19 protein-coding genes and 1 pseudogene are annotated in these 23,743 nt (G+C 71.4%); 14 read left to right on the forward strand and 6 right to left on the reverse strand.

Annotated elements, in window-relative coordinates; translation table 11 throughout:
* Positions 1-91 precede the first annotated feature (91 nt).
* Complete coding sequence (locus ACWGKT_RS32490; protein ID WP_453276476.1) at positions 92-1,885, reverse strand: coagulation factor 5/8 type domain-containing protein; 1,794 nt, start codon at positions 1,883-1,885, stop codon at positions 92-94.
* Between the two features lie 213 nt (positions 1,886-2,098).
* Here ACWGKT_RS32490 and ACWGKT_RS32495 point away from each other — a divergent pair, with 213 nt between their 5' ends.
* The 7 genes from ACWGKT_RS32495 to ACWGKT_RS32525 all read left to right on the forward strand — a co-directional run bounded on the left by ACWGKT_RS32495 (position 2,099) and on the right by ACWGKT_RS32525 (position 11,720).
* Entirely contained in the window at positions 2,099-3,415 is a 1,317-nt protein-coding gene (locus ACWGKT_RS32495; protein WP_453276477.1) for an ABC transporter substrate-binding protein, read from the forward strand.
* Positions 3,416-3,426: 11 nt separating this feature from the next.
* Positions 3,427-4,413: a carbohydrate ABC transporter permease gene (locus ACWGKT_RS32500; protein ID WP_453276530.1), complete on the forward strand. Its 987-nt coding sequence runs from the start codon at positions 3,427-3,429 to the stop codon at positions 4,411-4,413.
* Positions 4,406-5,287 carry a carbohydrate ABC transporter permease gene (locus ACWGKT_RS32505; protein WP_453276478.1) on the forward strand — a complete coding sequence of 294 codons (882 nt, stop codon included), beginning with the start codon at positions 4,406-4,408 and terminating at the stop codon, positions 5,285-5,287. The genes ACWGKT_RS32500 and ACWGKT_RS32505 overlap by 8 nt, the downstream gene beginning before the upstream one ends.
* Before the next feature lie 26 nt (positions 5,288-5,313).
* The gene (locus ACWGKT_RS32510) at positions 5,314-6,678 is read left to right on the forward strand and encodes a GH1 family beta-glucosidase (protein WP_453276479.1); all 1,365 of its coding nucleotides are present in this window, start codon (positions 5,314-5,316) and stop codon (positions 6,676-6,678) included.
* Positions 6,679-7,306: 628 nt separating this feature from the next.
* Positions 7,307-10,174, forward strand: a complete 2,868-nt coding sequence (locus tag ACWGKT_RS32515) for a hypothetical protein (protein ID WP_453276480.1) — start codon at positions 7,307-7,309, stop codon at positions 10,172-10,174.
* Positions 10,175-10,282: 108 nt separating this feature from the next.
* Positions 10,283-10,936 carry a hypothetical protein gene (locus ACWGKT_RS32520; protein ID WP_453276481.1) on the forward strand — a complete coding sequence of 218 codons (654 nt, stop codon included), beginning with the start codon at positions 10,283-10,285 and terminating at the stop codon, positions 10,934-10,936.
* Positions 10,937-10,979: 43 nt separating this feature from the next.
* Positions 10,980-11,720 (forward strand): YcnI family protein, encoded by a 741-nt coding sequence (locus tag ACWGKT_RS32525; RefSeq protein ID WP_453276482.1) that lies wholly within the window; start codon positions 10,980-10,982, stop codon positions 11,718-11,720.
* A gap of 78 nt (positions 11,721-11,798) precedes the next feature.
* Here the strand turns inward: ACWGKT_RS32525 and ACWGKT_RS32530 are convergent, their stop codons facing one another.
* A complete protein-coding gene (locus ACWGKT_RS32530; protein WP_356154700.1) occupies positions 11,799-12,569 on the reverse strand; it encodes a CDP-alcohol phosphatidyltransferase family protein in 771 nt (256 codons plus the stop codon).
* A 107-nt stretch (positions 12,570-12,676) separates the two neighbouring features.
* Between ACWGKT_RS32530 and ACWGKT_RS32535 the strand changes: the two genes are divergently transcribed.
* The 5 genes and pseudogenes from ACWGKT_RS32535 to ACWGKT_RS32555 all read left to right on the forward strand — a co-directional run.
* Positions 12,677-13,669, forward strand: coding sequence for a zinc-dependent alcohol dehydrogenase (locus ACWGKT_RS32535; RefSeq protein WP_356154698.1), 993 nt, complete (start codon positions 12,677-12,679; stop codon positions 13,667-13,669).
* A gap of 153 nt (positions 13,670-13,822) precedes the next feature.
* Positions 13,823-14,221, forward strand: a complete 399-nt coding sequence (locus tag ACWGKT_RS32540) for a 6-pyruvoyl trahydropterin synthase family protein (RefSeq protein ID WP_235452033.1) — start codon at positions 13,823-13,825, stop codon at positions 14,219-14,221.
* The gene (locus ACWGKT_RS32545) at positions 14,218-15,402 is read left to right on the forward strand and encodes a glycosyltransferase family 4 protein (protein WP_453276483.1); all 1,185 of its coding nucleotides are present in this window, start codon (positions 14,218-14,220) and stop codon (positions 15,400-15,402) included. The genes ACWGKT_RS32540 and ACWGKT_RS32545 overlap by 4 nt, the downstream gene beginning before the upstream one ends.
* A gap of 92 nt (positions 15,403-15,494) precedes the next feature.
* Positions 15,495-16,499, forward strand: coding sequence for a methyltransferase domain-containing protein (locus ACWGKT_RS32550; RefSeq protein ID WP_453276531.1), 1,005 nt, complete (start codon positions 15,495-15,497; stop codon positions 16,497-16,499).
* Positions 16,496-17,605: pseudogene (locus ACWGKT_RS32555) on the forward strand (lysylphosphatidylglycerol synthase transmembrane domain-containing protein); the annotation flags it as partial. The gene ACWGKT_RS32550 and the pseudogene ACWGKT_RS32555, both read left to right, overlap by 4 nt.
* A gap of 95 nt (positions 17,606-17,700) precedes the next feature.
* On the opposite strand, the gene ACWGKT_RS32560 reads toward ACWGKT_RS32555, so the two are convergent.
* On the reverse strand, positions 17,701-18,465 hold the full coding sequence (locus ACWGKT_RS32560) for a creatininase family protein (protein WP_308407420.1): 765 nt from the start codon (positions 18,463-18,465) through the stop codon (positions 17,701-17,703).
* Positions 18,466-18,503: 38 nt separating this feature from the next.
* On the opposite strand from ACWGKT_RS32560, the gene ribA reads away from it, so the two are divergent.
* Entirely contained in the window at positions 18,504-19,163 is a 660-nt protein-coding gene (ribA, locus tag ACWGKT_RS32565) for a GTP cyclohydrolase II (protein WP_235452037.1), read from the forward strand.
* Positions 19,164-19,285: 122 nt separating this feature from the next.
* A complete protein-coding gene (locus tag ACWGKT_RS32570; protein ID WP_453276484.1) occupies positions 19,286-20,431 on the forward strand; it encodes an NAD(P)/FAD-dependent oxidoreductase in 1,146 nt (381 codons plus the stop codon).
* Between the two features lie 32 nt (positions 20,432-20,463).
* Here the strand turns inward: ACWGKT_RS32570 and ACWGKT_RS32575 are convergent, their stop codons facing one another.
* From ACWGKT_RS32575 to ACWGKT_RS32585, 3 genes are all read right to left on the reverse strand, one after another.
* A complete protein-coding gene (locus ACWGKT_RS32575; RefSeq protein ID WP_453276485.1) occupies positions 20,464-21,687 on the reverse strand; it encodes a serine hydrolase domain-containing protein in 1,224 nt (407 codons plus the stop codon).
* 78 nt (positions 21,688-21,765) lie between these two features.
* Positions 21,766-23,112, reverse strand: coding sequence for an MFS transporter (locus tag ACWGKT_RS32580; protein WP_453276486.1), 1,347 nt, complete (start codon positions 23,110-23,112; stop codon positions 21,766-21,768).
* The gene (locus ACWGKT_RS32585; protein WP_453276487.1) at positions 23,109-23,693 is read right to left on the reverse strand and encodes a TetR/AcrR family transcriptional regulator; all 585 of its coding nucleotides are present in this window, start codon (positions 23,691-23,693) and stop codon (positions 23,109-23,111) included. The genes ACWGKT_RS32580 and ACWGKT_RS32585 overlap by 4 nt, the downstream gene beginning before the upstream one ends.
* Between the last annotated feature and the right edge of the window lie 50 nt (positions 23,694-23,743).

The following is a 23,743-nucleotide window of genomic DNA, read 5'->3' on the forward strand; positions in this document are numbered from 1 at the left end:
GTCGCCGGGCGCGCGCCGTGCGGGCGGGGGGGTGGGGGGGGGGGGGGGGGGGGGGGGGGGCCCCCCCCCGCCCCGCGCCCCCGGTCCCTCGTCAGGGGTACGACACCACCGTCGACGGCGTGGTCGAGGTGCCCGCCGTCGGCGCCCCCGAGTCGTTGATCACGTGCTCGTACTGCCCGTTCCCGCCGAGCGAGACGACCAGCAGGTTGTGGAACCGCACGTCCGGCCGGGCGGGCGCGGCGAAGCCGTGGTGCTGCAGGATCGTCGGGTCGACGTTGTAGTAGCAGTAGCTGCCCAGGCCCCACCCCTCGTGCGCGGTGACGCCGTCGCCGACCTTGTAGGCGGCGTAGCCCTTCACCGGGCCGTCCTGGATCGCGGCCTGGTTCGGGGCGTCGTACGCCTTCTCGTTCTGGAAGAAGATCGTGCGGCCACGCTGGCCGTTCCACTGTACGTCGTACTTGTTGAAGTGCTCGACGAACAGGCCGGTCGCCAGGACGTCGTGGCCGTTGACGACGACACCGTAGTCGGCCCGGTTGGTCTCCCAGCCGACGCCGGTGCCGTGGTCGGCGCGCCACACCCAGGTGTGGTCGACGATCGTGTGCCGGCTGTTGACGACCATGCTCGTGGTGGCCCGGCCCGCGCCCGCGCCGCCGATGCGCACGAACACGTCCTGCACGGTGGTGGGGTTGGCAAAGTGGTCCCGGGACGCGCCCGCGGGCCCGATCTCCAGCAGGGTCGGGGAGTTGACCGGTCCCGCGTCGACGAGGAAGCCCGCGAGGCGGACCCCGTCCACGTCGGCGACCTTCACGGCGGTGACGCCGTTGTCGGGCACGATGGTCGCGTATCCCAGGCCCAGGACCACGGTGCCCGCACGGTCCACCTGGATCGGCCGGTCCACGTGGTAGATGCCCGGGGTGAGCAGCAGGTGAAGTCCCTGTGCGAGCGCCTGGTTGAGGGTCGCCGCGGTGACGCCCGGCCGGGCGACGTAGAACCGCGACAGCGACAGGGACGTCCCGCGTGGTGTGCCGTTGCCCCAGGTCACCCCGCGCGCGTTCGTCCGCTTCTGAGGCAGGAAGACACGGAACTCGCCTCCGCCGACGTACAGGAAGGGCTTCTCGCGGGAGACCGGCGTCGTGTCGAGCGTGGTGTACGGCGGGTTCGGGAAGCTCTGCGCCGGGGCGCCCTCGACGCCGGAGAACACCATGTTCCACACGCCGTTGAGCCAGCTGCCGATCGCGCTGTCGCGGGTGTACCACTGCTGCTGGGAGTACGGTCCGACCTGGCCGTCGATCCGGCTGTCCGCGATGTAGCCGCCGCTCGCCCATCCGTAGCCGGTGGGGGAGAGGTTGAGGCCGCCGCGGACGTGCATTCGGCGGAAGGGCGCCGCCTGGGCGACGGCCCACCGGTTGGTCCCGTTCGCGGGGACCAGGGCCAGGTTCTCCGCCGAACGCCAGAAGTTCTGCGTGGCGTTGCCGTTGAACCAGCCCGCGTCGACCGTCACGTCCCCGTTGATGGTCGTGTCGTCCGGGGACAGGCCGAGGCCCGCGATCGAGGTGTAGAAGCCGAGCTGGGCGTTGAGCCCGTGGTAGGTGCCGGGCTTGAACAGCAGGGCGTAGCGGCCGGTGCCGAACTGCGCCGACTCCTGCTGCCGGAACACCTGGTCCAGCCGGGCCTGGATGTCCGGCGTCGACGGGTCGAAGACCAGGACGCTCGGGCCCAGGTCGCCGCCGCCGGGCAGGGCGGCGGGACGCTTTCGGGACGGGGCGGCCGACGCGGGCGCGGCTCCGCCCGCCACGGCCGAGGCGACGGCGGCCGCGCCGGCGGCTCCGAGCAGGGTTCTGCGGCCGACGGAGGGTCCCCGCGAAGCGGGGGAGTGGGAGGTCATGGGGCGGCTCTCCTCATTCAGGAAGCGAACGGTGGGGAGTTCGGGGAGCGCTCTCTCGCCGGGGAATGCTTCATGCGGTGAATGGAACCGTCAAGGGGTGCGACGAGAGTTCGTCGCACTCTGTCCAAACCCTTGACGGACCCGCCTTCCGAGGTTTAACTCACGTCCTAAATTAAGCCATGATGGCAATCCCGGAAGGGGACACCAGGACCCATGCGCACCATCCGAGCCGCTGCTGTCGGCGCCGTCACCCTGTCTCTCGCCCTCGCGGCCACGGCCTGCGGCGGCGGTTCGTCGACCGGCGGGGGGTCCGACGACTCGCCGAAGACGCTCACCTACTGGGCCTCCAACCAGGGCGCCAGCATCGCCGTCGACAAGAAGGTCCTCCAGCCCGAACTCGACAAGTTCGAGAAGCAGACGGGCGTCAAGGTGAAGCTGGAGGTCGTCCCCTGGTCCGACCTGCTCAACCGGATCCTCACCGCGACCACCTCCGGTCAGGGTCCCGACGTGCTCAACATCGGCAACACCTGGAGCGCCTCGCTGCAGGCCACCGGCGCGCTGCTGCCCTGGGACGCGAAGAACTTCGCGAAGATCGGCGGCAAGGACCGGTTCGTCGACTCGGCGCTCGGCTCCACCGGCGCCGAGGGCAAGGACCCGGCGGCCGTCCCGCTGTACTCGATGGCCTACGCGCTCTACTACAACAAGCAGATCTTCGCCGACGCCGGCATCTCCAAGCCCCCGGCCACCTGGGACGAACTGGTCGCGGACGGCAAGAAGATATCCGCGAAGGGCAAGTCGGTGCTCGGCGCCGAGGGTTCGAACGTCGCGGAGAACATCCACCACGTCTTCGTCTTCGCCAAGCAGCACGGCGCCGACTTCTTCACCGCCGACGGCAAGCCCGACTTCACCAACGACAACGTGGTCGCCGCCGTCAAGCAGTACGTCGACCTGATGGCCAAGGACAAGGTCATCCCGACCGGCAACGCCGAGTACGCGCAGAACCAGTCCGTCAGCGACTTCGCCAAGGGCAAGCAGGCGATGCTGCTGTGGCAGTCCGCGTCCTCCAACCTCAAGTCGCAGGGCATGAGCGCCGACGCCTACGGCATCGCCCCCGTCCCCGTGCAGTCCGGCACCCCCGGCACCGGCACCCAGGTCAACTCGATGGTCGCCGGCATCAACCTCGCCGTCTTCAAGAACACCGACAACCTCGACGGCGCGACCAAGTTCGTGAAGTTCATGACCAGCGACGCGGAACAGAAGATCCTCAACACCGCCTACAGCTCCATCCCGCCGGTCAAGGCCGCCCAGTCGGACGCCGCGTTCACCGCCCCGGCGAACGCCGTCCTGAAGGACACCCTGGCCACCAGCGCCGCCGCGCTGCCGCAGGTCGCCTCCGAGTCGCAGTTCGAGACCACGGTCGGTACGGCCGTCAAGGACCTGTTCGCGGACGCCGCCGCCGGACGCCCGGTGACCACCGACTCGGTGAAGGCGGCGCTCCAGAAGGCCCAGCAGCAGATGCCCGCGAAGTGAGCACCGGCACCATGACGACCGCCACCGAGGTCAGGAAGTCGGTGCACAAGAGCTCCCCCGGGGCGGCGCGCCACCCGCGCCGCCCCGGGCGGATCCGCCGCGTCTCCCTGCCCTACCTGCTTCTTCTGCCCGCCCTGGTGCTCGAACTCCTGGTCCATCTGGTGCCGATGGTGATCGGCATCGTGATGAGCTTCAAGGAGCTCACGCAGTTCTACATCCGCGACTGGGGCAGCGCCCCCTGGTCCGGTCTCGACAACTACTCGATGTCGGTGGACTTCAACGCCCCCGTCGGCGAGGCGCTGCTGCACTCCTTCCTCGTCACCGTCGGCTTCACCCTGCTGTCGGTGGCCCTGTGCTGGCTGATCGGCACGGCCGCCGCGATCTGCATGCAGGACACCTTCCGCGGCCGCGGCCTGCTGCGCGCCCTGTTCCTGGTGCCGTATGCGCTGCCCGTCTACGCGGCCGTCATCACCTGGGTGTTCATGTTCCAGCACGACAACGGCCTGGTGAACCACGTCCTGCACGACCAACTGCACCTCACCGACAAGCCGTCCTTCTGGCTGATCGGCGACAACAGCTTCTACGCCCTGCTGACCGTGTCCGTGTGGAAGGGCTGGCCGTTCGCCTTCCTCATCGTGATGGCCGGTCTGCAGAACATCCCGAAGGAGCTGTACGAGGCGGCCGCGCTGGACGGCGCCGGGATGTGGCAGCAGATCCGCCGCATCACCCTGCCGTCCCTGCGCCCCGTCAACCAGGTGCTGGTCCTGGTCCTGTTCCTGTGGACCTTCAACGACTTCAACACGCCGTACGTCCTGTTCGGCAGGTCCGCCCCCGAGGCCGCGGACCTCATCTCGGTCCACATCTACCAAGCGTCCTTCGTCACCTGGAACTTCGGCACCGGCTCCGCGATGTCCGTCCTGCTGCTCCTGTTCCTGCTCGTCGTGACGGGCGCGTACCTGCTGCTCACCTCACGCGGACGGAGGGCCGCCGATGTCTAGCACCGCCGCCTCCCGGGTCCCCTCGGCCTCCCCGACGGCCCCACCGCGCTCCTTCCTCTGGACCCGGCGGATCTTCCTCACCCTGCTCACCGGCTTCGTCCTGGTGCCGGTGTACGTCATGATCTCCAGCTCCCTGAAGCCGCTCGCCGACGTCACGGGCAAGTTCCGCTGGCTGCCCAGCGGCCTGACGATCCGCCCGTACATCGACATCTGGTCGACGGTCCCGCTCGCCAAGTACTTCGCGAACTCCCTGATCGTGGCGGGCGCGGCGACCGTCTGCTCGGTGGTGATCGCGGTGTTCGCCGCGTACGCCGTCAGCCGCTACAGCTTCCGCGGCAAGCGCGTCTTCACGGTCACCGTGCTGTCGACGCAGATGTTCCCCGGCATCCTCTTCCTGCTGCCCCTGTTCCTGCTGTACGTCAACATCGGCAACGCCACCGGCATCGCCCTGTTCGGCTCGCGCGGCGGCCTGATCCTGACGTACCTCACCTTCTCCCTCCCGTTCTCGATCTGGATGCTCATCGGGTACTTCGACTCGGTGCCGCGCGATCTGGACGAGGCGGCGCTGGTGGACGGCTGCGGACCGCTCGGCGCGCTCTTCCGCGTCGTCGTGCCGGCCGCGATCCCCGGCATCGTCGCGGTCGCCGTCTACGCCTTCATGACCGCCTGGGGCGAGGTCCTCTTCGCCTCCGTCATGACCAACGACACCACCCGCACCCTGGCCGTCGGCCTCCAGGGCTACTCCACGCTCAACGACGTGTACTGGAACCAGATCATGGCCGCGTCGCTGGTCGTGAGCGTGCCCGTGGTCGCGGGCTTCCTGCTGCTGCAGCGCTATCTCGTCGCGGGACTGACGGCGGGCGCCGTCAAGTGAACCCGCCCCGTTCCGAAGGGACTTACGTGTCCGAACGTATCGACCTCGCCGCACTCCCGCACGACTTCCTGTGGGGCACGGCCACAGCGGCGTACCAGATCGAGGGAGCCGTCGCGGAGGACGGCCGCGCCCCGTCGATCTGGGACACCTTCTCGCACACCCCCGGAAAGATCGCGGGCGACGACCACGGCGACGTCGCCTGCGACCACTACCACCGCTGGCGCGAGGACATCGCCCTGATGGGCCGGCTCGGTACGAACGCCTACCGGTTGTCGATCGCGTGGCCGAGGGTGTTCCCCGGCGGCGACGGCCCGCTCAACCAGAAGGGCATCGACTTCTACGACCGGCTGGTCGACGGCCTGTTGGAGGCCGGCATCACCCCCTCCGTCACCCTCTACCACTGGGACCTGCCGCAGGCGCTCCAGGACCGCGGCGGCTGGCCCGAGCGGGCGACCGCCCTCGCGTTCGCCGACTACGCCTCGGCCGTCGCCGAACGCCTGGGTGACCGCGTGCGACTGTGGGCCACCCTCAACGAGCCCTCCTGCTCGGCCTGGATCGGCCACCTGGAAGGCAAGATGGCCCCGGGCCTGACCGACCTGACGGCCGCCGTCCGCGCCTCCTACCACCTGCTGCTCGGCCATGGCCTGGCCACCCAGGCGATCCGCGCGGCCGCCCCGGCCGCCCAGGTCGGCATCGTCAACAACCTCTCCACCGTGCACCCCGCCACCGACCGCCCCGAGGACGTGGCGGCCGCCCGGCGCCACGACGGCCACGTCAACCGCTGGTGGCTCGACCCGGTCCACGGCCGCGGCTTCCCGGCCGACATGCGCGAGGTCTACGGCGTCGAACTCCCTGAGCAGGAAGGTGACTCGGCGACGATCGCCGCTCCGCTGGACTGGCTCGGCCTCAACTACTACTTCCCGGCGTACGTGGCCGACGACCCCTCCGGCCCCGCGCCCTACGTCTTCTCGGTCCGCCGTGAGGGCGTCCCGCGCACCGGCATGGACTGGGAGATCGACGCGAGCGGTATCGAGACGCTGTTGCTCCGCCTCACCGACGAGTACGGCGCCCGGAAGATCTACGTCACGGAGAACGGCTCCGCCTACCCCGACGTCGTGCGCCCCGACGGCACCGTGGACGACCCCGAACGCCAGGAGTACCTGGTGAACCACCTCGCGGCCTGCACCGCGGCGGCCCGCAAGGGCGCCCCGCTGGCCGGCTACTTCGCCTGGTCCCTGCTCGACAACTTCGAGTGGGCGTACGGCTACGACAAGCGCTTCGGACTGGTCCACGTCGACTACCGGACGCAGGTGCGCACCATCAAGGGAAGCGGACACCGGTACGCGGACATCGTGCGCGGCCACCGCGGGCGTACACGCAAGGCCGCCTGAGGGGACCCCCGGTGGGCGCGCGTGCGGGAGCGCGCGCCCACCGCGAGGGGACCGACAGGCGAGTGAAATGACATGAGCACGCCAGGCATGCACGGTCACGGCACACACCTACCCACAGGAGGTCACCGGCCGCTACATCCGCCTGCGCGGCGTCGAACGCGCCACGCCCTGGGGCTACTCACTCTGGCGTGCCGGCCACGCGTGCCCGGCGTCAGCTCCACCTCGCCTACGAGGGGGAGAGCGAGCCGGCGCTGCTGGCACAGGTCGGACCGGGCGAGTTGCTGCGCGGCTGAATCGAGTTCGAGGGCGTCCTCGCCGGGGGCTGCCGCGGTCGCGCGTGGACAAGGTCGCGGGTGGGGGGTGGGGGGTGGGGGGCGGAGGCGGACTGGTTCGGGTGGAGCAGATGAGCTGACCGGTTGAATCATGCGGGTGGCTGCGTACGTGCGCACGGGTCTGACCAGTGGGTCCGGGGCGTGTTGGCTCGCATCGAGGCGGACGGCCGGTGCGAGCATCGGGCCGCCGCTGCGCATCGCTGTCGGCCTTTAGCACGTATCGGCTCTGTTCGCGAGGAGACCGCCGGATGCCACGGGTTCGTCCGCCGAGAGTTCGTTCGTACACACGCCTGCTTGTGGCGTTCCTGATGATGCTGGCGGGAACGGCGGCTCTCGGCGCGGCTCCGGCCCATGCCGCGACCGAACAGATCACTGTCAGCCTGTACCGGGTGGTCGAACTGTCGTGCAACGAGGGGGCCGGTGAGGCCTGCGGGAACGACTACTACCCGAAGTTCGAGATCGACCATCAAGGGCTGTTCGACGGCAAGGACGACTACTGCTGTGCCCACGGGTCCGACTTCAGGACGAACTGGGTGCGTCAGGCGACCGTGGACACCACCCACAACCCCGTTGACATCCACATGGAGTTGTGGGATCAGGACGACCTGAGCGGCGACGACGTGATCCACTGGGTCAAGGGCGCCGATTACCTGGACCTGCGGTTCGACCTGAACACCTGCACCTTCACCGGCGGTGGCCTGACCACACAACAAGGGGCGAACGTACCGACCCTGGCGGGTGAGAGCGAGACGGACGGCGAGGACTCGGCCCGGGGGTACTTCACCATCTCCACGCCGTCCTGCATGAACCTGGCGAAGAACGCGGACAGTGACGGCGACGGCATCATGAACACCTGGGAGACCCCCGGACAGGGCCTCGACTACGACAACGACCACACAGTCGAACTTCCTCTGGGTGACGAGCCCTACGGGGCCCTCCCGTACCGCAAGGACCTGTTCGTCGAAGCGGACTACATGTCCGGGGACAAGCCGCAGGCCGGAGCCCTTGCCGATGTCGTCAAGGCGTTCGCCGAGGCACCGGTCGATCCGTATCCCGACCCGTCCGATCCGACGAAGACCAAATACCGGGGCGTCAACCTTCACGTGACCGAGGACGAAACCGTACCGACGGTGTCCGTGATGCTTTTCGACTCGGACGGCCCGGGCGCGCTGGACGACTTCAACGACCTCAAGCACGGGAATCCGGCCGGTCCCTGTACGGGGCATTTCGGCACCGCCGCCGACCGGGCCAGCGCGAACTGCGCGAACATTCTGCAGGCGAAGCGCCAGGTGTACCGCTACATGATCTTCGGCGAAAAATACAGCGAACAACCCGGCTCGTCGGGCCGTGCGGAGTGGTCCGCCGTCGGCCCCCAGGGCGGCAACGACTTCATCGTGACGCTCGGCTCCTGGGGCGACAACGGGATCGCCCGCGCCGGCGGACGGAAGAATGCCGAAGCCGCCACGTTCATGCACGAGCTCGGACACACACTGAGCCTGGGACACGGGGGCGATGACGACATCAACTGCAAACCCAACTACCTCAGCGTGATGAACTACCCGCTCACGTTCGCGGACAACGACCACACGAGGCCCCTGGACTACAGCAGCGCGGCCAGGGGCACCGCCCTCGGCACGACGCCCACCACGCTGCTCGACGAGGCCCACCTCAACGAGAACAACGGCGTGTACGGGAACCCCGTACCGGACCGCAAGACCGTGTACGGGGTCGGCGGCAAGCTCCGGGTCGCACCCGCCACGAACGGCCCCATCGACTGGAACGGGGTCAACGGCGACAAGGAAGCCGATGCCGCCGCCGACCTCAATCGCATCACGTCCATCAAACCCGGATGCGAATTGGACAGTCCCGACGAGAAGCTGCACGGTTACGACGACTGGGCCCACATCCAGTACAACCCGCGTCTGAACGTGCGGTTCTTCGAGGACGGCCCTCGCCCCGACCTGCCGCTGGAGCTGACCGAGGACGCGGTTCTGGCCATGTCGCAGCAGGCCGACCTGAAGATCAGCAAGTCGGCCGACCAGACCGAGGCGGCCGGCGGGGACACCGTGAGCTACACGACCGCCGTGTCCGACCTCGGGCCCGGCACCGCCACCGGCATCAAGGTCACCGACACGCTGCCCGACGGCACCACGCAGGAGCGCTCACTGCCGGACCTGAACAACGGGGGCGTCGCCACCGTCTCGCCGCACTTCACCTATCAGGTGCCGTGCGACACCAAGGACGGCACGGTACTCACCAACCGGGCCACGGTCACCGGAACCGACACCGACGGCGTGCCCGACCCGTACACGGACGACAACACCGCACAGGCCACGACCACTGTGCACGCCCCCGTACTGACGGTGGACAAGGCCGCGACGAAGACGGTCAACGCCGGCGAGGCGATCACCTTCACCATCACCTACGCGAACACCGGCGGCGGGGCCGCATCCGGTGTCACCGTCACCGACACGCTGCCGGTCGGCGTCTACTACAGCCAGGCGCTGGACACCGGCCCGAGGCCGAGTTCGGTCACTGTCCATGACGACGGCACACGCACGCTCGTCTGGAACGCGGGCACCCTGCCGGCCCACTCCGGCGACCAGAAGATCGTCTTCACGGCACGCCCGACGCTCCTGGCACCGGCGGGCACCACCTACCGGGACACCGTCTCCGTCGCCTACAAGAACGCCACTGAGGCCTGCACCTTCGCTCCGGTCACCGCCTCGGCCGACACCACTGTGACGGTCGTGCCGCCCACGCGCGACCCGCTGTCCCAGGGCTACTGGAAGACCCATCCGGCAGCGTGGACGGCCGAGTTCCTGGCGCGCATCCAGGCCACGGACCAGCGCTACGACACCAACCGGGACGGAGCCCTTTCCGCTGCGGAGGTCATTGCTTCGTACGACAGCAACGAGCCCAAGAGCGTCCTGAGCAAGCAGCTGCTGGCCACGTACTTCAACCTGGCAGGCAGGCGCATCAACGCCGACACGGGCATCAGCTCGCCGACGGCCTCGGCCCTGGGGCTGCACACGGTGCGCGAGGCGGCCATCTACGCCCAGCAGACGCTGGAACTGCCGGTGAACCCCAGTACGTCGCCCCGCTACAGCAGAATCATCGACGTGCTGAACGACATCAACACCAACAGGAACGAGACGTACTAGCCGGATGAGGTCACGGCGACTCTCCTCAGGACCGCTCCTGTGCATCCCTCCTGAACAAGAGGATCACCCGCACACGTATGTCGTCTTCGTGGGAGGATCGCCCAGACCATGAGCGCATCCCCGGCGGTACGGAGTCTGCGCGCCGCGGTGTTCGCCGCGGTGTGCGTGCTGCTGGCTGCCGTCGGGCACGGGTTTGCCACCGGTGACATGCCGTCGGTGTGGGCGGACGGCGCCGGGTTCGGCGGTGTCTTCCTCGCCGGGTGGCTGCTCGGCGGCCGGGAGCGGTCTCTGCCGGGGATCGGGGCGGTCATGTTCGCCACGCAGGCGGGTCTGCACATCGCCTTCGATGTCGCGCACCCGCGCGCGGCCGTGTCCGCGCGCGACATGCGGCCGGCGTCCATGGACGGTCACGTCGATGCCGTCGTGGGCCATGCGCACGGCCACTTCGCGCTTGCCTCGGACGCCATTGCACATGTCCACGAGATGTGCACGCCCGTCACGGCCGCCCACCTCCTCGCCGCCCTCGTCGCTTCATGGTGGCTGCGGCGTGGGGAGGCCGCGCTGTGGTCGTTGCTGCGTCGGGCGGCCGCGTTCGTGCCCTTGCTCGGGGTGGTCCGGTGGCGGGGCGCTCCCGTCCCGCTTCCCACGCCTCCGGGCGGCCCAGGGCGCACGCACGCCGAGGCCGTCCCGCTGCGGCAGCTCCTGCTGCGGCACGCGATGCGTCGCCGAGGGCCCCCGGCCTGGATCCCGTACACGATCTGATCCACCATCACGCCTTTCATCCCGTACGGAGATCCACTCACCCATGTCCACGTTCACGTCACGCACCACCCTGCGCCGCGCCGCAACCGTCACCGCCCTCGTCGTCGCCGGAGTCCTCGCCGCCGCGGGTGTCGCCTCGGCGCACGTGACCGTCCACCCCGAGAGCTACGCCAAGGGCGCCACGGACGGTCTGCTGACCTTCCGTGTGCCCAACGAGGAGGACAGCGCGAGCACCACCAAGGTCCAGGTCTTCCTGCCCACCGACCACCCCGTCCTCGGTGTGCTCGTGCATCCGCAGGGCGGGTGGACCGCCAAGCTGACCACCACCAAGCTCAAGAAGCCGGTCAAGACCGACGACGGGACCATCACCGAGGCCGTCTCCGCGATCACCTGGACGGGGGGCAAGATCGGCGCCGGGCAGTTCGAGGACTTCGACGTCGCCTTCGGGCAGCTGCCGCAGGACACCGACGAGCTGACCTTCAAAACCCTCCAGACCTACTCCGACGGCAAGGTCGTCCGCTGGATCGAGCAGGGTGGGGAGGAGGAGTCGGAGAATCCTGCGCCGGTGCTGAAACTCACGGTCGGCGACAGCGAGTCTTCCACCGCGTCGGCCACGAAGGGCGGCGACACCAAGAGCGGTGACACGAAGAACTCCGCCCAAGCCGCCTCGGACTCCAGTGATTCCACCGCCCGCGGCCTCGGCATCGCCGGGCTGATCGTCGGCGTCCTGGGTCTGGCCGCGGCCGCCTTCGCGATCGTACGCGGGCGGTCCGCTCGCTCGTGACAGCCGCGCGCTGAACGCGAAGGGCCCGGATCAGTCGCTGATCCGGGCCCTTCGCACAAGCAGGAGCAAGGAGGAGCGTCACTGCGTGACCAGTTCCAGCCTCTCCAGGGCGGGTGCCTCTTCGACGACCGGGGACGTCCGTGACGTCCGCCACAGCCACAGCACGTCCCGCCCGAACGACCACAGCAGCGAGCCCAGCGCCAGCAGCGCCACGGCCAGGTTCGCGATGTGCGGGAGCAGTTCGGAGCCCGCCAGCAGCAGGCAGACGCCCTGCAGCGCGGCGACCGTCTTGCGGGCGAAGGACGGCGGGAGCGGCGCGTTCAGCCAGGGCGCCACGCGGGCCGCGGCGACGAACGCGTAGCGCATGCCGCCGATCAGCAGCACCCACGGGCCGAGCTGCATCGACACGTACACGCTCAGCACCAGGATCAGGAACGCGTCGACCTCCATGTCGAAGCGGGCGCCGAGCGCGGTCGAGGTGCCGGTGCGCCGGGCGACCTTGCCGTCGACGCCGTCCAGGATCAGGGCCACGGCCGTCAGGCCGACCAGCAGCGTCACCGGCGGGGAGCTCTCGAAGGAGTCCGCGACCAGCGCCGTCACCCCGCCGACCAGCGTCGCCCGGCCCAGGGTGACGCGGTTGGCGGGGCCGAAGGAGCGCAGCCGGGAGCGGTGCAGCGCCCGGGAGAGCACCGCCCAGGAGGCGATCGCGAACGCCAGGCCCGTCAGCCAGCCGGCCGGCCCCATGCCGATCGCCGAGCCCAGCAGGGCCAGCAACAGGATCTGTACGCCCGCTCCCACAGCGGTCTCCTGCTGGACCAGCCTCGCTTCGTAAGTGTTGTTCAGGGCCACCGCACGTCCTCCGGCCGAGTGACAGAGTCGATCAACGCCGCGTACTGTGCGCGGCCTGTGCACATCTCGGTACGTGAACAACTTCCCGATCGTTCAGGAGGATGCCGATGAACCGCTCCGCGCGCGCGTTCTGGCTCCGCTCGCCCGGCCAGGGCGAGCTCCGTGACCACGCCCTGCCCGCGCCCGCCGAGGGCGAGGTCGTGGTGCGCTCGCTCTACTCCGGAGTGAGCCGCGGCACGGAGACGCTCGTCTTTCGCGGCGGCGTCCCCGAGAGCCAACACGCCGCGATGCGAGCGCCGTTCCAGGAGGGCGACTTCCCCGGTCCGGTGAAGTACGGCTACCTCAACGTCGGCGTGGTCGAGGAGGGACCGGACGAGCTGACGGGCCGTACCGTCTTCTGCCTGTATCCGCATCAGTCCCGCTACGTCGTTCCGGTGAACGCGGTGACCCCCGTGCCCGACGGCGTGCCCGCCGAGCGGGCCGTCCTCGCCGGCACCGTGGAGACCGCAGTGAACGCCCTGTGGGACGCGACGCCGCTGATCGGCGACCGGATCGCGGTGGTCGGCGGTGGCATGGTCGGCTGCTCGGTGGCCGCCCTGCTGGCCCGCTTCCCCGGCGTACGGCTGCAGCTGGTCGACGCCGATCCGGCCCGCGCCAAGACCGCCGAGGCGCTCGGCGTGGCCTTCGCCGCGCCCGAGGACGCGCTCGGCGACTGCGACCTGGTCGTCCACGCCAGCGCCACCGAGCAGGGCCTCGCCCGCTCCCTCGAACTCCTGCGCGCCGAGGGCACGGTCCTCGAACTGAGCTGGTACGGCGACCGGCGCGTGGCCCTCCCGCTAGGCGAGGCCTTCCACTCCCGGCGGCTCACCGTGCGCAGCAGCCAGGTCGGCTCCGTCTCCCCGGCCCGCCGCTCCAGCCGCGACTACGCCGACCGGCTGGCCCTCGCCCTCGACCTGCTCGCCGACCCCGCGCTGGACGCCCTCATCACCGGGGAGAGCGCGTTCGAGGAGCTGCCGGAGGTCATGCCGAGGCTCGCCTCGGGGGAGCTCCCGGCCCTGTGTCACCGGGTCCGCTACGGCGACCGGGGCGACACAGACTGACGGAATCGCACAATCCAGGACGACGAGACGGCCTGACCTCAGAAAAGAGTGAGATCGGGCTGAACACGGGGAAGCGAAGAGCCGTACTACACGGCATCCCGCGGCAGGCATCAGCCGGGGGAACCAGACGCGCCGCACCTGGAGGGTCGTCCGTTGTTCAGCATCACCGTCCGCGATCACATCATGATCGCCCACAGCTTCCACGGCGAGGTTTTCGGGCCCGCGCAGCGCCTGCACGGTGCCACGTTCCTCGTGGACGCGACGTTTCGCCGTGAGCAGCTGGACGACGACAACATCGTCGTCGACATCGGACTGGCCACGCAGGAACTGGGCGCCGTCGTCAGCGAGCTGAACTACAGAAACCTCGACAACGAGCCCGACTTCGCCGGTGTCAACACCTCCACGGAGTTCCTGGCCAAGGTCATCGCCGACCGGCTCGCCGAGCGGGTCCACAAGGGCGCGCTGGGCGAGGGCGCCCGGGGGCTCGCGGGCATCACGGTCACCCTGCACGAGTCGCACGTCGCCTGGGCGAGTTACGAGCGTGCCCTGTGACCGACACGACCATGGACCGTGCGCCGTCCCTGACCTTCGTGCCCGCCCAGCGCGCGGCCCTCGACCACGTCGGGATCGTCCCCATGTCCCTGCGCACCGTGCACTTCGTGATGCCGGGCGGCGTCGACGACCCGGCCCAGCCCAGCGGCGGCAACGCCTACGACCGGCGGCTGTGTCTGGACCTGCCCGGCTTCGGCTGGCAGGTCACCCCGCACGCCGTGGACGGGACCTGGCCCCGCCCCGGCCGGGCCACTCGTGACGAACTCGCGCGCACGCTGCGGGAACTGCCGGACGGCGCGGTCGTCCTGCTCGACGGTCTGGTCGCCTGCGGCGTACCCGACATCGTCGTCCCCGAGGCCGCGCGCCTGCGCCTCGCGGTGCTGGTCCACCTCCCGCTCGGCGACGAGACGGGTCTCGACCCGGCGGTGGCGGCGGACCTCGACGCCAAGGAGCGCGAGGTACTGCGGGCGGTGCCGGCGGTCGTGGCCACCAGCGACTGGGCGGTCCGCCGCCTCGTCTCCCACCACGGCCTCGCCCCCGACCGCGTGCACGTCGCCGCGCCCGGCGCCGACATCGCCCCCCTCGCCCCCGGCACCGACGGCGTCTCGCGCCTGCTGTGCGTGGCGGCGGTGACCCCGCGCAAGGGGCAGCACCGGCTGGTCGAGGCGCTCGCCGCGGTACGGGACCTGCCGTGGAGCTGCGAGTGCGTCGGCGGCCTCGGGAACGATCCCGAGTACGTCACCCATCTGCGGTCCCTGATCGAGAAGTACGGCCTGACGGACCGTCTGCACCTGGCGGGCCCCCGCTCCGGCGCCGCGCTCGACGCCAGCTACGCCGCCGCCGACCTCATGGTCCTCACCTCGTACGCCGAGACGTACGGCATGGCGGTCACGGAGGCGCTCGCGCGCGGCATCCCGGTGCTGGCCACCGACGTCGGCGGTCTGCCCGAGGCGGTCGGCCGCGCCCCCGACGGCGGCGTGCCCGGCATCCTCGTCCCGCCGGAGGACCCGGCCGCCCTCGCCGCCGAACTGCGCGGCTGGTTCGGCGAGGCCGATGTGCGCCGGCGCCTGAAGGCCGCCGCCCGCGGCCGCCGCGCGGCCCTCGACGGCTGGGCGACCACGGCCCGCAGCCTGGCCGGAGTCCTGCACCGGCTCCCCGACGAACCCCGGAGGGCGGCATGAGCCAGACGACCACCACCACCCAGTCCGGGGGGATCCCGGCCCAGCCGGGCCTGCGGGACCTGACGGGCGCGGAGCGAGAGGGCACCCCGACCATGCCGGAGCCCGTCACACCGACCACCGCAGATTCGTCCGTGCCGGAGCCCGGCACGGCGACCGCCGCCGTGGCGAGCGACGCCGGACCCGCCGCGGTCATCGCCGGTGCCGGGCCCGTGGCGCGGCCCGGGGAGCGGGCCACCGTACGGCTGCGGGAGGACGTGTCCGACGAGCCGCCCCGGTACGCGCCCGAGTGGCTGCAGCTGCGCGAAGAGGTCGACGCGGCCGCCCGGGCGCACGATCTGCTCGACCCGCTGCGGATCCGGCTCGCCAATCTGCCGGGCCGCTGTGGCGGTCTGGTCGTGCACGACGTGGGCTGCGGCACCGGCTCCATGGGCCGCTGGCTCGCGCCGCGCCTGGACGGCGCCCAGCACTGGGTCCTGCACGACCGCGACCCCTACCTGCTGCACTTCGCCGCCGTCGCCTCCCCGCGCGCCGCCGCCGACGGCAGCCGCGTCTCGGTGGAGACCCGGCGCGGCGACGTGGCCCGGCTGACCCGGGACGCGCTGGCCGGCGCCTCGCTGGTGACGGCGTCCGCGCTGCTCGACGTCCTCACCCGCGAGGAGGTCGAGACGCTCGCCGACGCCTGCGTCGGTGCCGGCTGCCCCGCGCTGCTCACCCTCTCCGTCGCCGGGCGGGTCGAACTGACCCCGTCCGACCCGCTGGACACCGAGATCGCCGAGGCGTTCAACGCCCACCAGCGGCGCACCGGCATGCTGGGACCCGACGCGATCACCGCGGCCGCCGAGGCGTTCTCCGAGCGCGGCGCCACGGTGAAGGTGCACCCGAGCCCCTGGCGGCTGGGCCCCGAGGAGGCCGCGCTGACGGCCCAGTGGCTGCGCGGCTGGGTCGGCGCCGCCGTCGAACAGCGCCCCGAACTGCGGGAGCGCGCCGACCGCTACCTCCAGGACCGGCTGGCCGCCTGCGAGGCCGGTGAGCTCGACGTCGTCGTCCACCACAGCGACCTGCTCGCCCTGGTCCGGCCGACGGGCGGAGCGTCATGAGCGCGCACACGGCGGGACCGCAGGCGGTGGGCGCCGAGGCGCTGTCCCGGACGGCACGAACGGCCCCGCACGCGCGCGTGGCGCCGACGCTCACGACCCGCACGTGCTCGCACCTCGGCGACACGGCACGGGTCGCGGCGCCCCCGCGCGAGCCCTCGGCGGCAAAGACCGCCGCCCCGGAAGCGGCCGCCCCACCGGCCCCCGCCCGGGGCGGCGGTCCGCGCCGTTTCCTCGCCCGCCTCAACACCCCCGCCGTGCGCACCCACTCCGGCACCGTCGCAGGCGTCTCCATCCTCACCGCCCTGCTGTGGCGGCTGGGCACCGGCGTCCTCCTCGACGGGCTCCGCCGGATCGACACCGTGACCCTGCTCGCGGCGCTCGGCATCGGCGTCGTCACCACCGTGTTCAGCGCCTGGCGCTGGCAGTTGGTGGCCCGGGGCCTGCGGATCCGGCTGCCGCTGGCGCCCGCCGTGGCCGACTACTACCGGGCGCTGTTCCTGAACGCGGCCCTGCCCGGCGGAATCCTGGGCGACGTGCACCGGGCGGTCCGGCACGGGCAGAGCGCCGGCGACGTCCGGCGCGGGGTCAAGGCGGTCGTCCTGGAACGGGTCGCCGGTCAGGTCGCGCTGACCGTGTTCGGCGCGGTGGTGCTGCTGACGCTGCCGTCCCCGGTCCGCGACGACGCCCGCGACTTCGCCCCGCTGGTGGCCCTCGCCGCCGCGGGCGCGCTCGCCGTCGTCCTCGCCGTCCGTCTGAACCGCGCGCCCTCCCGGCGCGGCGGCGCCCTGCGCAACACCCTCGCCGAGGCGCGCGAGGTCCTGCTGTCCCGCGCCAACGGGCCGGGCGTCGCGGTGTCCTCCGCGGTCATCCTGGCCGGGCACCTGGCGATGTTCGTGGTGGCGGCCCGGGTCGCCGGATCGACCGCGTCCGTCGCCGTGCTGATGCCGATCGCGGTCCTCGCCCTGGTCGCCATGGGCCTGCCGCTGAACATCGGCGGCTTCGGCCCCCGCGAGGGCGTCACCGCCTGGGCGTTCGGCGCCGCGGGCCTGGGCGCGAGCAGCGGAGTGGCCGTCGCCGTGGTGTACGGGGTGCTGAGCTTCGTGGCGAGCCTGCCCGGCGTCGCCGTCCTCCTCGTCCGCTGGTCCGGCGGACTGCGTGCCGGGACCGCCGCGACGGAGCCCGGCCACGCTCCCGACGCCGGTTACCCGCGTTCGTCCGCGGACGTGAGCAACTCGGCATACGCGCCGAAGGATTCGGCGAGGCTCGCCAGCAGTTCCTTGCCCTTTTCCGCCGACCCCAGGGAAGGACGGCCGATGACACCCGATTCGGTATAGGCGGACATTCCCACGGTGAGCAGATGACGGCGGTCGTCCGCGACGAAATCGGCGGACTCGTAACCAGGGCGGACGAATTCAGGATGAGCGTGCAGCAGAATGGAGGTCTCGATTTCCCCCGCGTGCATGTCGGTCAGCAGCGAGGTGAGGACCCCGGCCCGCTCCCGCGCCGCCTCCCAGTCCTCCGCCGCCGGGAACAGCGCCATCCGCTCCCCACGCGCGGAGGCTTCCTGTACGACGTTCCCCAGCACATAGTTGCCGCCGTGGCCGTTGACCACGACGAGCGCGTCGACGCCCGAGCGGCGCAGCGACGCGGCGATGTCCCGTACCACCGCATGAAGAGTCACGGAGGAGATGCTGACGGTCCCCGGCCAGGCAGCGTGTTCGTGCGAGCAGGCGATCGTCACCGGAGGCAGGAGGTGCACCGGGTACGCCGCGGCGATCTCCCGGGCGATGGCACAGGCGACGAGCGTGTCGGTCGCGAGCGGAAGGAACGGCCCGTGCTGTTCGAAGCTTCCGACGGGAAGGACGGCGATCTGTGGTGAGACGCCGGCCCCCCGCGTCCGTACGTCCTGTGTGGTGTCCTCCGGCAACAGACCGTATGCCTCCGTACGCGCGCCCGAACCACTCATCTTTTCACGGCCTTTCGTCTCTGCTTAGGAATCAGATCATGACAGAAAACATCGGCGTACTCGGCAAGAAGTCCCCGCGGCGTTCGGGCGCGGAACGGGTTGTGAATGCCCCGCTGCCCACCGTGTACGGGAAATTCCAGGCGGTCGGCTACCTCGACCACGACCGCGGCGACGAGCAAGTGGCCCTGGTCTACGGAGACATCGGCACCGAGAACGTGCTGACCCGGCTGCATTCGGAATGCCTGACCGGTGACGCGTTCGGCTCCCAGCACTGCGAGTGCGGCGACCAGTTGGCCTCCGCGCTGCGCGCGGTCGTCGCGGAGGGCAGCGGCATCGTCGTCTATCTGCGGGGCCACGAGGGCCGGGGCATCGGCCTGCTGGCCAAGCTGCGCGCGATGGCCCTGCAGGCGGAGGGCCTGGACACCGTCGAGGCGAACCTGGCCCTGGGCCTGCCGGTCGACGCCCGCGACTACCGCGTCGCCGCCGAGATCCTGCGCGACCTGGGCGTCCGCTCCGTACGCCTGATGTCCAACAACCCGCGCAAGCGCGAGGCGCTGCTGCGCCACGGCATCGAGGTCGCCGAGCAGGTACCGCTGCTGATCGAGCCGTGCGAGAACAACATCACGTATCTGCGGACCAAGCGGGAACGAATGGACCACAACCTTCCCCATCTGGACGCGGTCGCCCACTGGTCCTGATTCGCCGGGCGGCGGTCCGGACAGGATGAGGGTGACATCGTCCACCGCGACGGCGGCGGGCCCGGCACCCAGGACGCCGCGGCGGCCCGGGCCGTGCTCCGCGCGGCGAAGGAGGCAGACGCGTGAATCTCCAGGCCCGGGTCGTGATCGTGGGCGGCGGTGTGATGGGCACGAGCATCGCCTACCACCTGGCGAGCGCGGGCGTACGGGACGTCGTCCTGGTCGAGCGGGACGAACTGGCCGCCGGGTCCACCTCCAGGGCGGCGGGTGGGGTGCGGGCGCAGTTCTCCGACGAGCTCAACATCCGGCTCGGGGCCAGGAGCCTGGAGGCCTTCGCCCGCTTCGGGGAGGAGATCGGCCACGACATCGGGCTGCACCGGGTCGGCTACCTCTTCCTGCTGTCGACGCCCGAACAGGTCGCCTCCTTCGAGCAGAGCGTCCGGCTGCAGAACTCCCTCGGCGTGCCCAGCCGCCTCATCACCCCCGAGGAGGCCCGCCGCCGCTCCCCGCTGATCACCACCGAGGGACTGCTCGCCGCCGCCTACTCCCCGGACGACGGGCACTGCACACCCGAAGCCGTCGTCCACGGCTACGCGGCAGCCGCCCGCGCCCACGGCGCCCGCATCCTGCGCCACACCGAGGTCACCGGCATCGAACGCCACGGCGACACCCTCACGGCCGTGACCACGACCCTGGGCCGCATCGCCACCGACACCGTGATCTGCGCGGCCGGCCCCTGGTCCCGGGCGGTCGGCGCGATGGCCGGCGTCGACCTGCCGGTACAGCCGCTGCGCCGCCAGATCGCGGTCACCGAACCCGTCACCGGGCTGCCGCCGGCGCTCCCCATGACGATCGACTTCACCACCAGCCTCTACTTCCACGCCGAGGGCCCCGGCCTCCTCGTCGGCATGTCCGACCCCGACGAGAAACCCGGCTTCGCCACCGACACCCACGACCGCTGGGTCCCCCGGCTGTACGAGGCGATGCGGCACCGCGCGCCCGCCCTGCTCGACCTGCGCCGCACGGGCGGCTGGGCCGGCCTGTACGAGAACACCCCCGACCACAACGCCCTGATCGGCGAGGCGACTTCACCGTCCCGATTCCTGTACGCGACCGGCTTCTCCGGCCACGGGTTCCTGCAGGGACCCGCCGTCGGCGAGGTCGTCCGTGACCTGTACCTCGGCCGCGCACCCTTCCTGGACGTCGGCCCGTTGAGCGCCGACCGGTTCGCCGCCGACGCCCCGCGCCCGGAGGCCAACCTGGTGTGACCGGGCTCCACCGGTGGCCGCGCCGGGCCGGTTCAGTCCACGACCGCCTCGTGCACGAGTCGCTTCAGCTCCGGGAACACCTTCAGCGTCTTCGGCCGCACCTGGGTCATGAACTGCGCGGTCAGGTCGCGGCCGGGGTCCACCCAGAAGGTGGTGGTCGCCACGCCGCTCCAGCCGTAGGCGCCCAGGCTCGTCGGGGCGAGGGTGCGGGCCGGGTCGATCACGACGGAGACGTTGAAGCCGAAGCCGACGCCCGCGTTGCCGGGCTCCTGGTGGGCGGGGGCGCCGAAGGCGCGCAGATCGGCGTTGTCCGGGAGGTGGTTGGCCGTCATCAGGGCCACCGACGCGGGCGTCAGCAGACGGGCGCCGTCCAGCTCGCCGCCCCGGCGGAGCATCTCCATGAACCGGTGGTAGTCGTGCGCCGAGGCGACCATGCCGCCGCTGCCGGACAGGAACCGCGGGCGCCCCTTGAGCGGCAGCCCCGGGATCGGCTCGATGCCGCCCGCCTCGGTCTCGCCGTACAGCTCGGACAGCCGCTCCTCCTGCTCCGGCCCGATGTGCAGGCCCGCGTCGGTCATGCCGAGCGGCCGGAAGATCCGCTCGGCGAAGAACTCGTCGAGCGGCTGCCCGGACACCACCTCGATGACCCGGCCGAGCACGTTGGAGGCGACGGAGTAGTTCCACTGCGTTCCCGGCTCGAACTGCAGCGGCAGGCTCGCGTACACGTCGACCGTCTCGGCGAGGTTCGCGCCCGGCGGCACCGAGGACTCCAGCCGCGCCGCGCGGTAGAGGGCGTCGACGGGGTGGGAGTAGTAGAAGCCGAAGGTGAGGCCCGCGGTGTGGGTGAGCAGATGCCGGACCAGGATCGGTCCGGCGGCCGGGCGGGTGCGTACCTCGTCGCCGGAACCGCCCTCGTACACCCGGGGGTTGGCGAAGACCGGCAGGTGGCGCTCGACCGGGTCGTCCAGCGACAGCCGGCCCTCCTGCACCAGCAGCAGGGCGGCGACCGCGGTGACCGGCTTGGTCATGGAGTAGATCCGCCACAGCGTGTCGGCCTCGACCGGCAGCCCGGCCGCGACGTCGCGGTGGCCGTACGTGGTGAGGTGGGCGACACGGCCGCCGCGGGCCACGGACACCAGATAGCCGGGCAGGCGCCCTTCGTCGACGTGGTGGGCGAAGTACTGGTCGAGGCGGTCGAGCGCCTTCGCGTCCAGTCCGGCCTCGTCCGGGTCGACGTCCTGACGCAGTGGTGCCATGGCTCTCCTCAAGTCGCGCCGTACGCGGTGCGGTCCGGCCTGCCCCGCCCCTGGGACGGCCTCGGAACCCACCGGTTCTCATCGTCGCGCAGGAACAGCCGCAAGGTCCCGTTCATCGGGGTGTGGTGTGATCGACGCGACGCGGTCGGCGGGCAGTGCGCGGGCCGCCGGCACCGCGAGCGCGGCCACGGCCGCGAGCAGGAGCAGGGTCCGCTCGGCGCCCTGGCCGGCCATGACCGCGCTCGCCACGGCGACCCCCAGCGTCGGGCCGATGTTGAGGGCCGTCTGCTGCAACCCGCCCGCCACTCCGGCCGAGCCGACGTCCGCCTGCCGTACGACGACATGGGTCGCCGCCACCATCACCGTGCCGAAACCGGCGCCCAGCAGCGCGAATCCGCCGCACAGGGCGGCCGTTGCGGAGGCCCGCGACAGCACCAGGACGCCGAGCGCGAGGACGGCCACCGCCGCCCCGGTCGTCCGGCGGGCACCGACCCGGCGCAGCAGGACGGGGCACCCGGGGGCGGCCACCACCATCAGCGCGGCCAACGGCAGTCCGCGCAGGGCGCTTTGGAAGGGGTCGAGGCCGAGCGTCCGCTGCAGGACATACGTGACGGCGAACAGCGTGCCGAACAGTGCCGCCGACGCCGCGACCAGGATGCCCAGCGCCGCGCCCACCGACGCCGAGCCGATCACCCGCGCCGGCAGCAGCGGGCTCGCGGTGCGCCGCTCGTGCCGGACGAGGACGGCACCGGCGAGCACCGCCACGCCCAGCTCCGGCCAGTAGGGGGCGACCAGGAAGTGGACCAGGCAGGCCAGCGTCACCGCGAGCAGCACCGCACCCGGCACGTCCAGCCGGCCGGCGCGGGAGCGCTCCGGCCGCGGCCCGCGCGCGGTGAGGGCTAGCAGACCGAAGCCGAGCGCGGGCAGCACGTTGAGGAAGAACACGGCACGCCAGCCCGGCCCGGTCACCAGCGCCCCGCCCACGACCGGCCCCGCGGCGGCCGCCAGACCGATGGCGCTGGTCCGCACCGCGAGCGGCATCGCGAGCCGGTCCGGCGGGTACGCGGCGCGCAGCATCCCCAGCGTGGCCGGCTGGAGCAGGGCGCCGCACACCCCCTGCGCGACGCGCAGCGCGATCACCCAGCCGATCCCGGGCGCGAGAGCGATGGCCGCCGACGCCGCACCGAAGCCGAGCATGCCCCAGGCGAACACCCGCCGCTGCCCGTACCGGTCGCCGAGCCGCCCGGCGAACACCAACAGGCTTGCCACCGCGATGAGATAGGCGGTACTCGTCCACTGGACCTCGGCGAACGAGGCGTGCAGATCCCGCTGCAGGGTGGGCTGCGCGACCGTGAGGACCGTACCGTCCAGGGCGACGACCACGGCGCCCACCACGCTGCTCGCCAGCGTCAGTCGGCGGTTCACCGGCCGCCCTCCGGGCCGAGGTGGGCGTCCAGGGCGGAGCGCAGCAGCGCGTCGAAGTCCTGGACACCGGTGGCCAGTTGGAGGCTGCCCCAGCCCCACAACTGGGCGATGCCGTGCAGGTTCGCCCACAACGCGCCCGCGACGAGCCGGGCGTCCGCCTCGGGCCGGACCCCGCCGACCAGCTCGGTCAGTAGACCGAACAGCGGCAGGCTCGTCTCCCGCAGGCCCAAGTGCCCGCTCTCCAGGAGGTCGTGGCGGAACATCAGCTCGTACATGCCGGGGTTGTCCAACGCGAACCGCAGATAGGTCCGGCTCAGCCGGGTCAGTCGCGCGCGGGGATCGGCCGTGCCGTCGACGAGCGCCGCGGCCGCCTGCTGAGCCAGCGCGTCGAAGCCGCGGCGCGCGATCGCCGACAGCAGTTCCAGATGGGTGGGGAAGTAGCGGCGCGGCGCCCCGTGCGAGACCCCCGCGCGGCGGGCGATCTCCCGCAGGGTGAGCGCCGGCGCGCCCTCGGCGGCCACCAGTTCCACGCCGACGTCGACCAGACGGGTGCGCAGCCCCGCCTCCGCATCACTGTTCATAGACACTGTCTACCAGTCGATAGTAGACGGTGTCTACTGAATGAGGTGGA

Source organism: Streptomyces sp. NPDC054794, assembly GCF_053611585.1.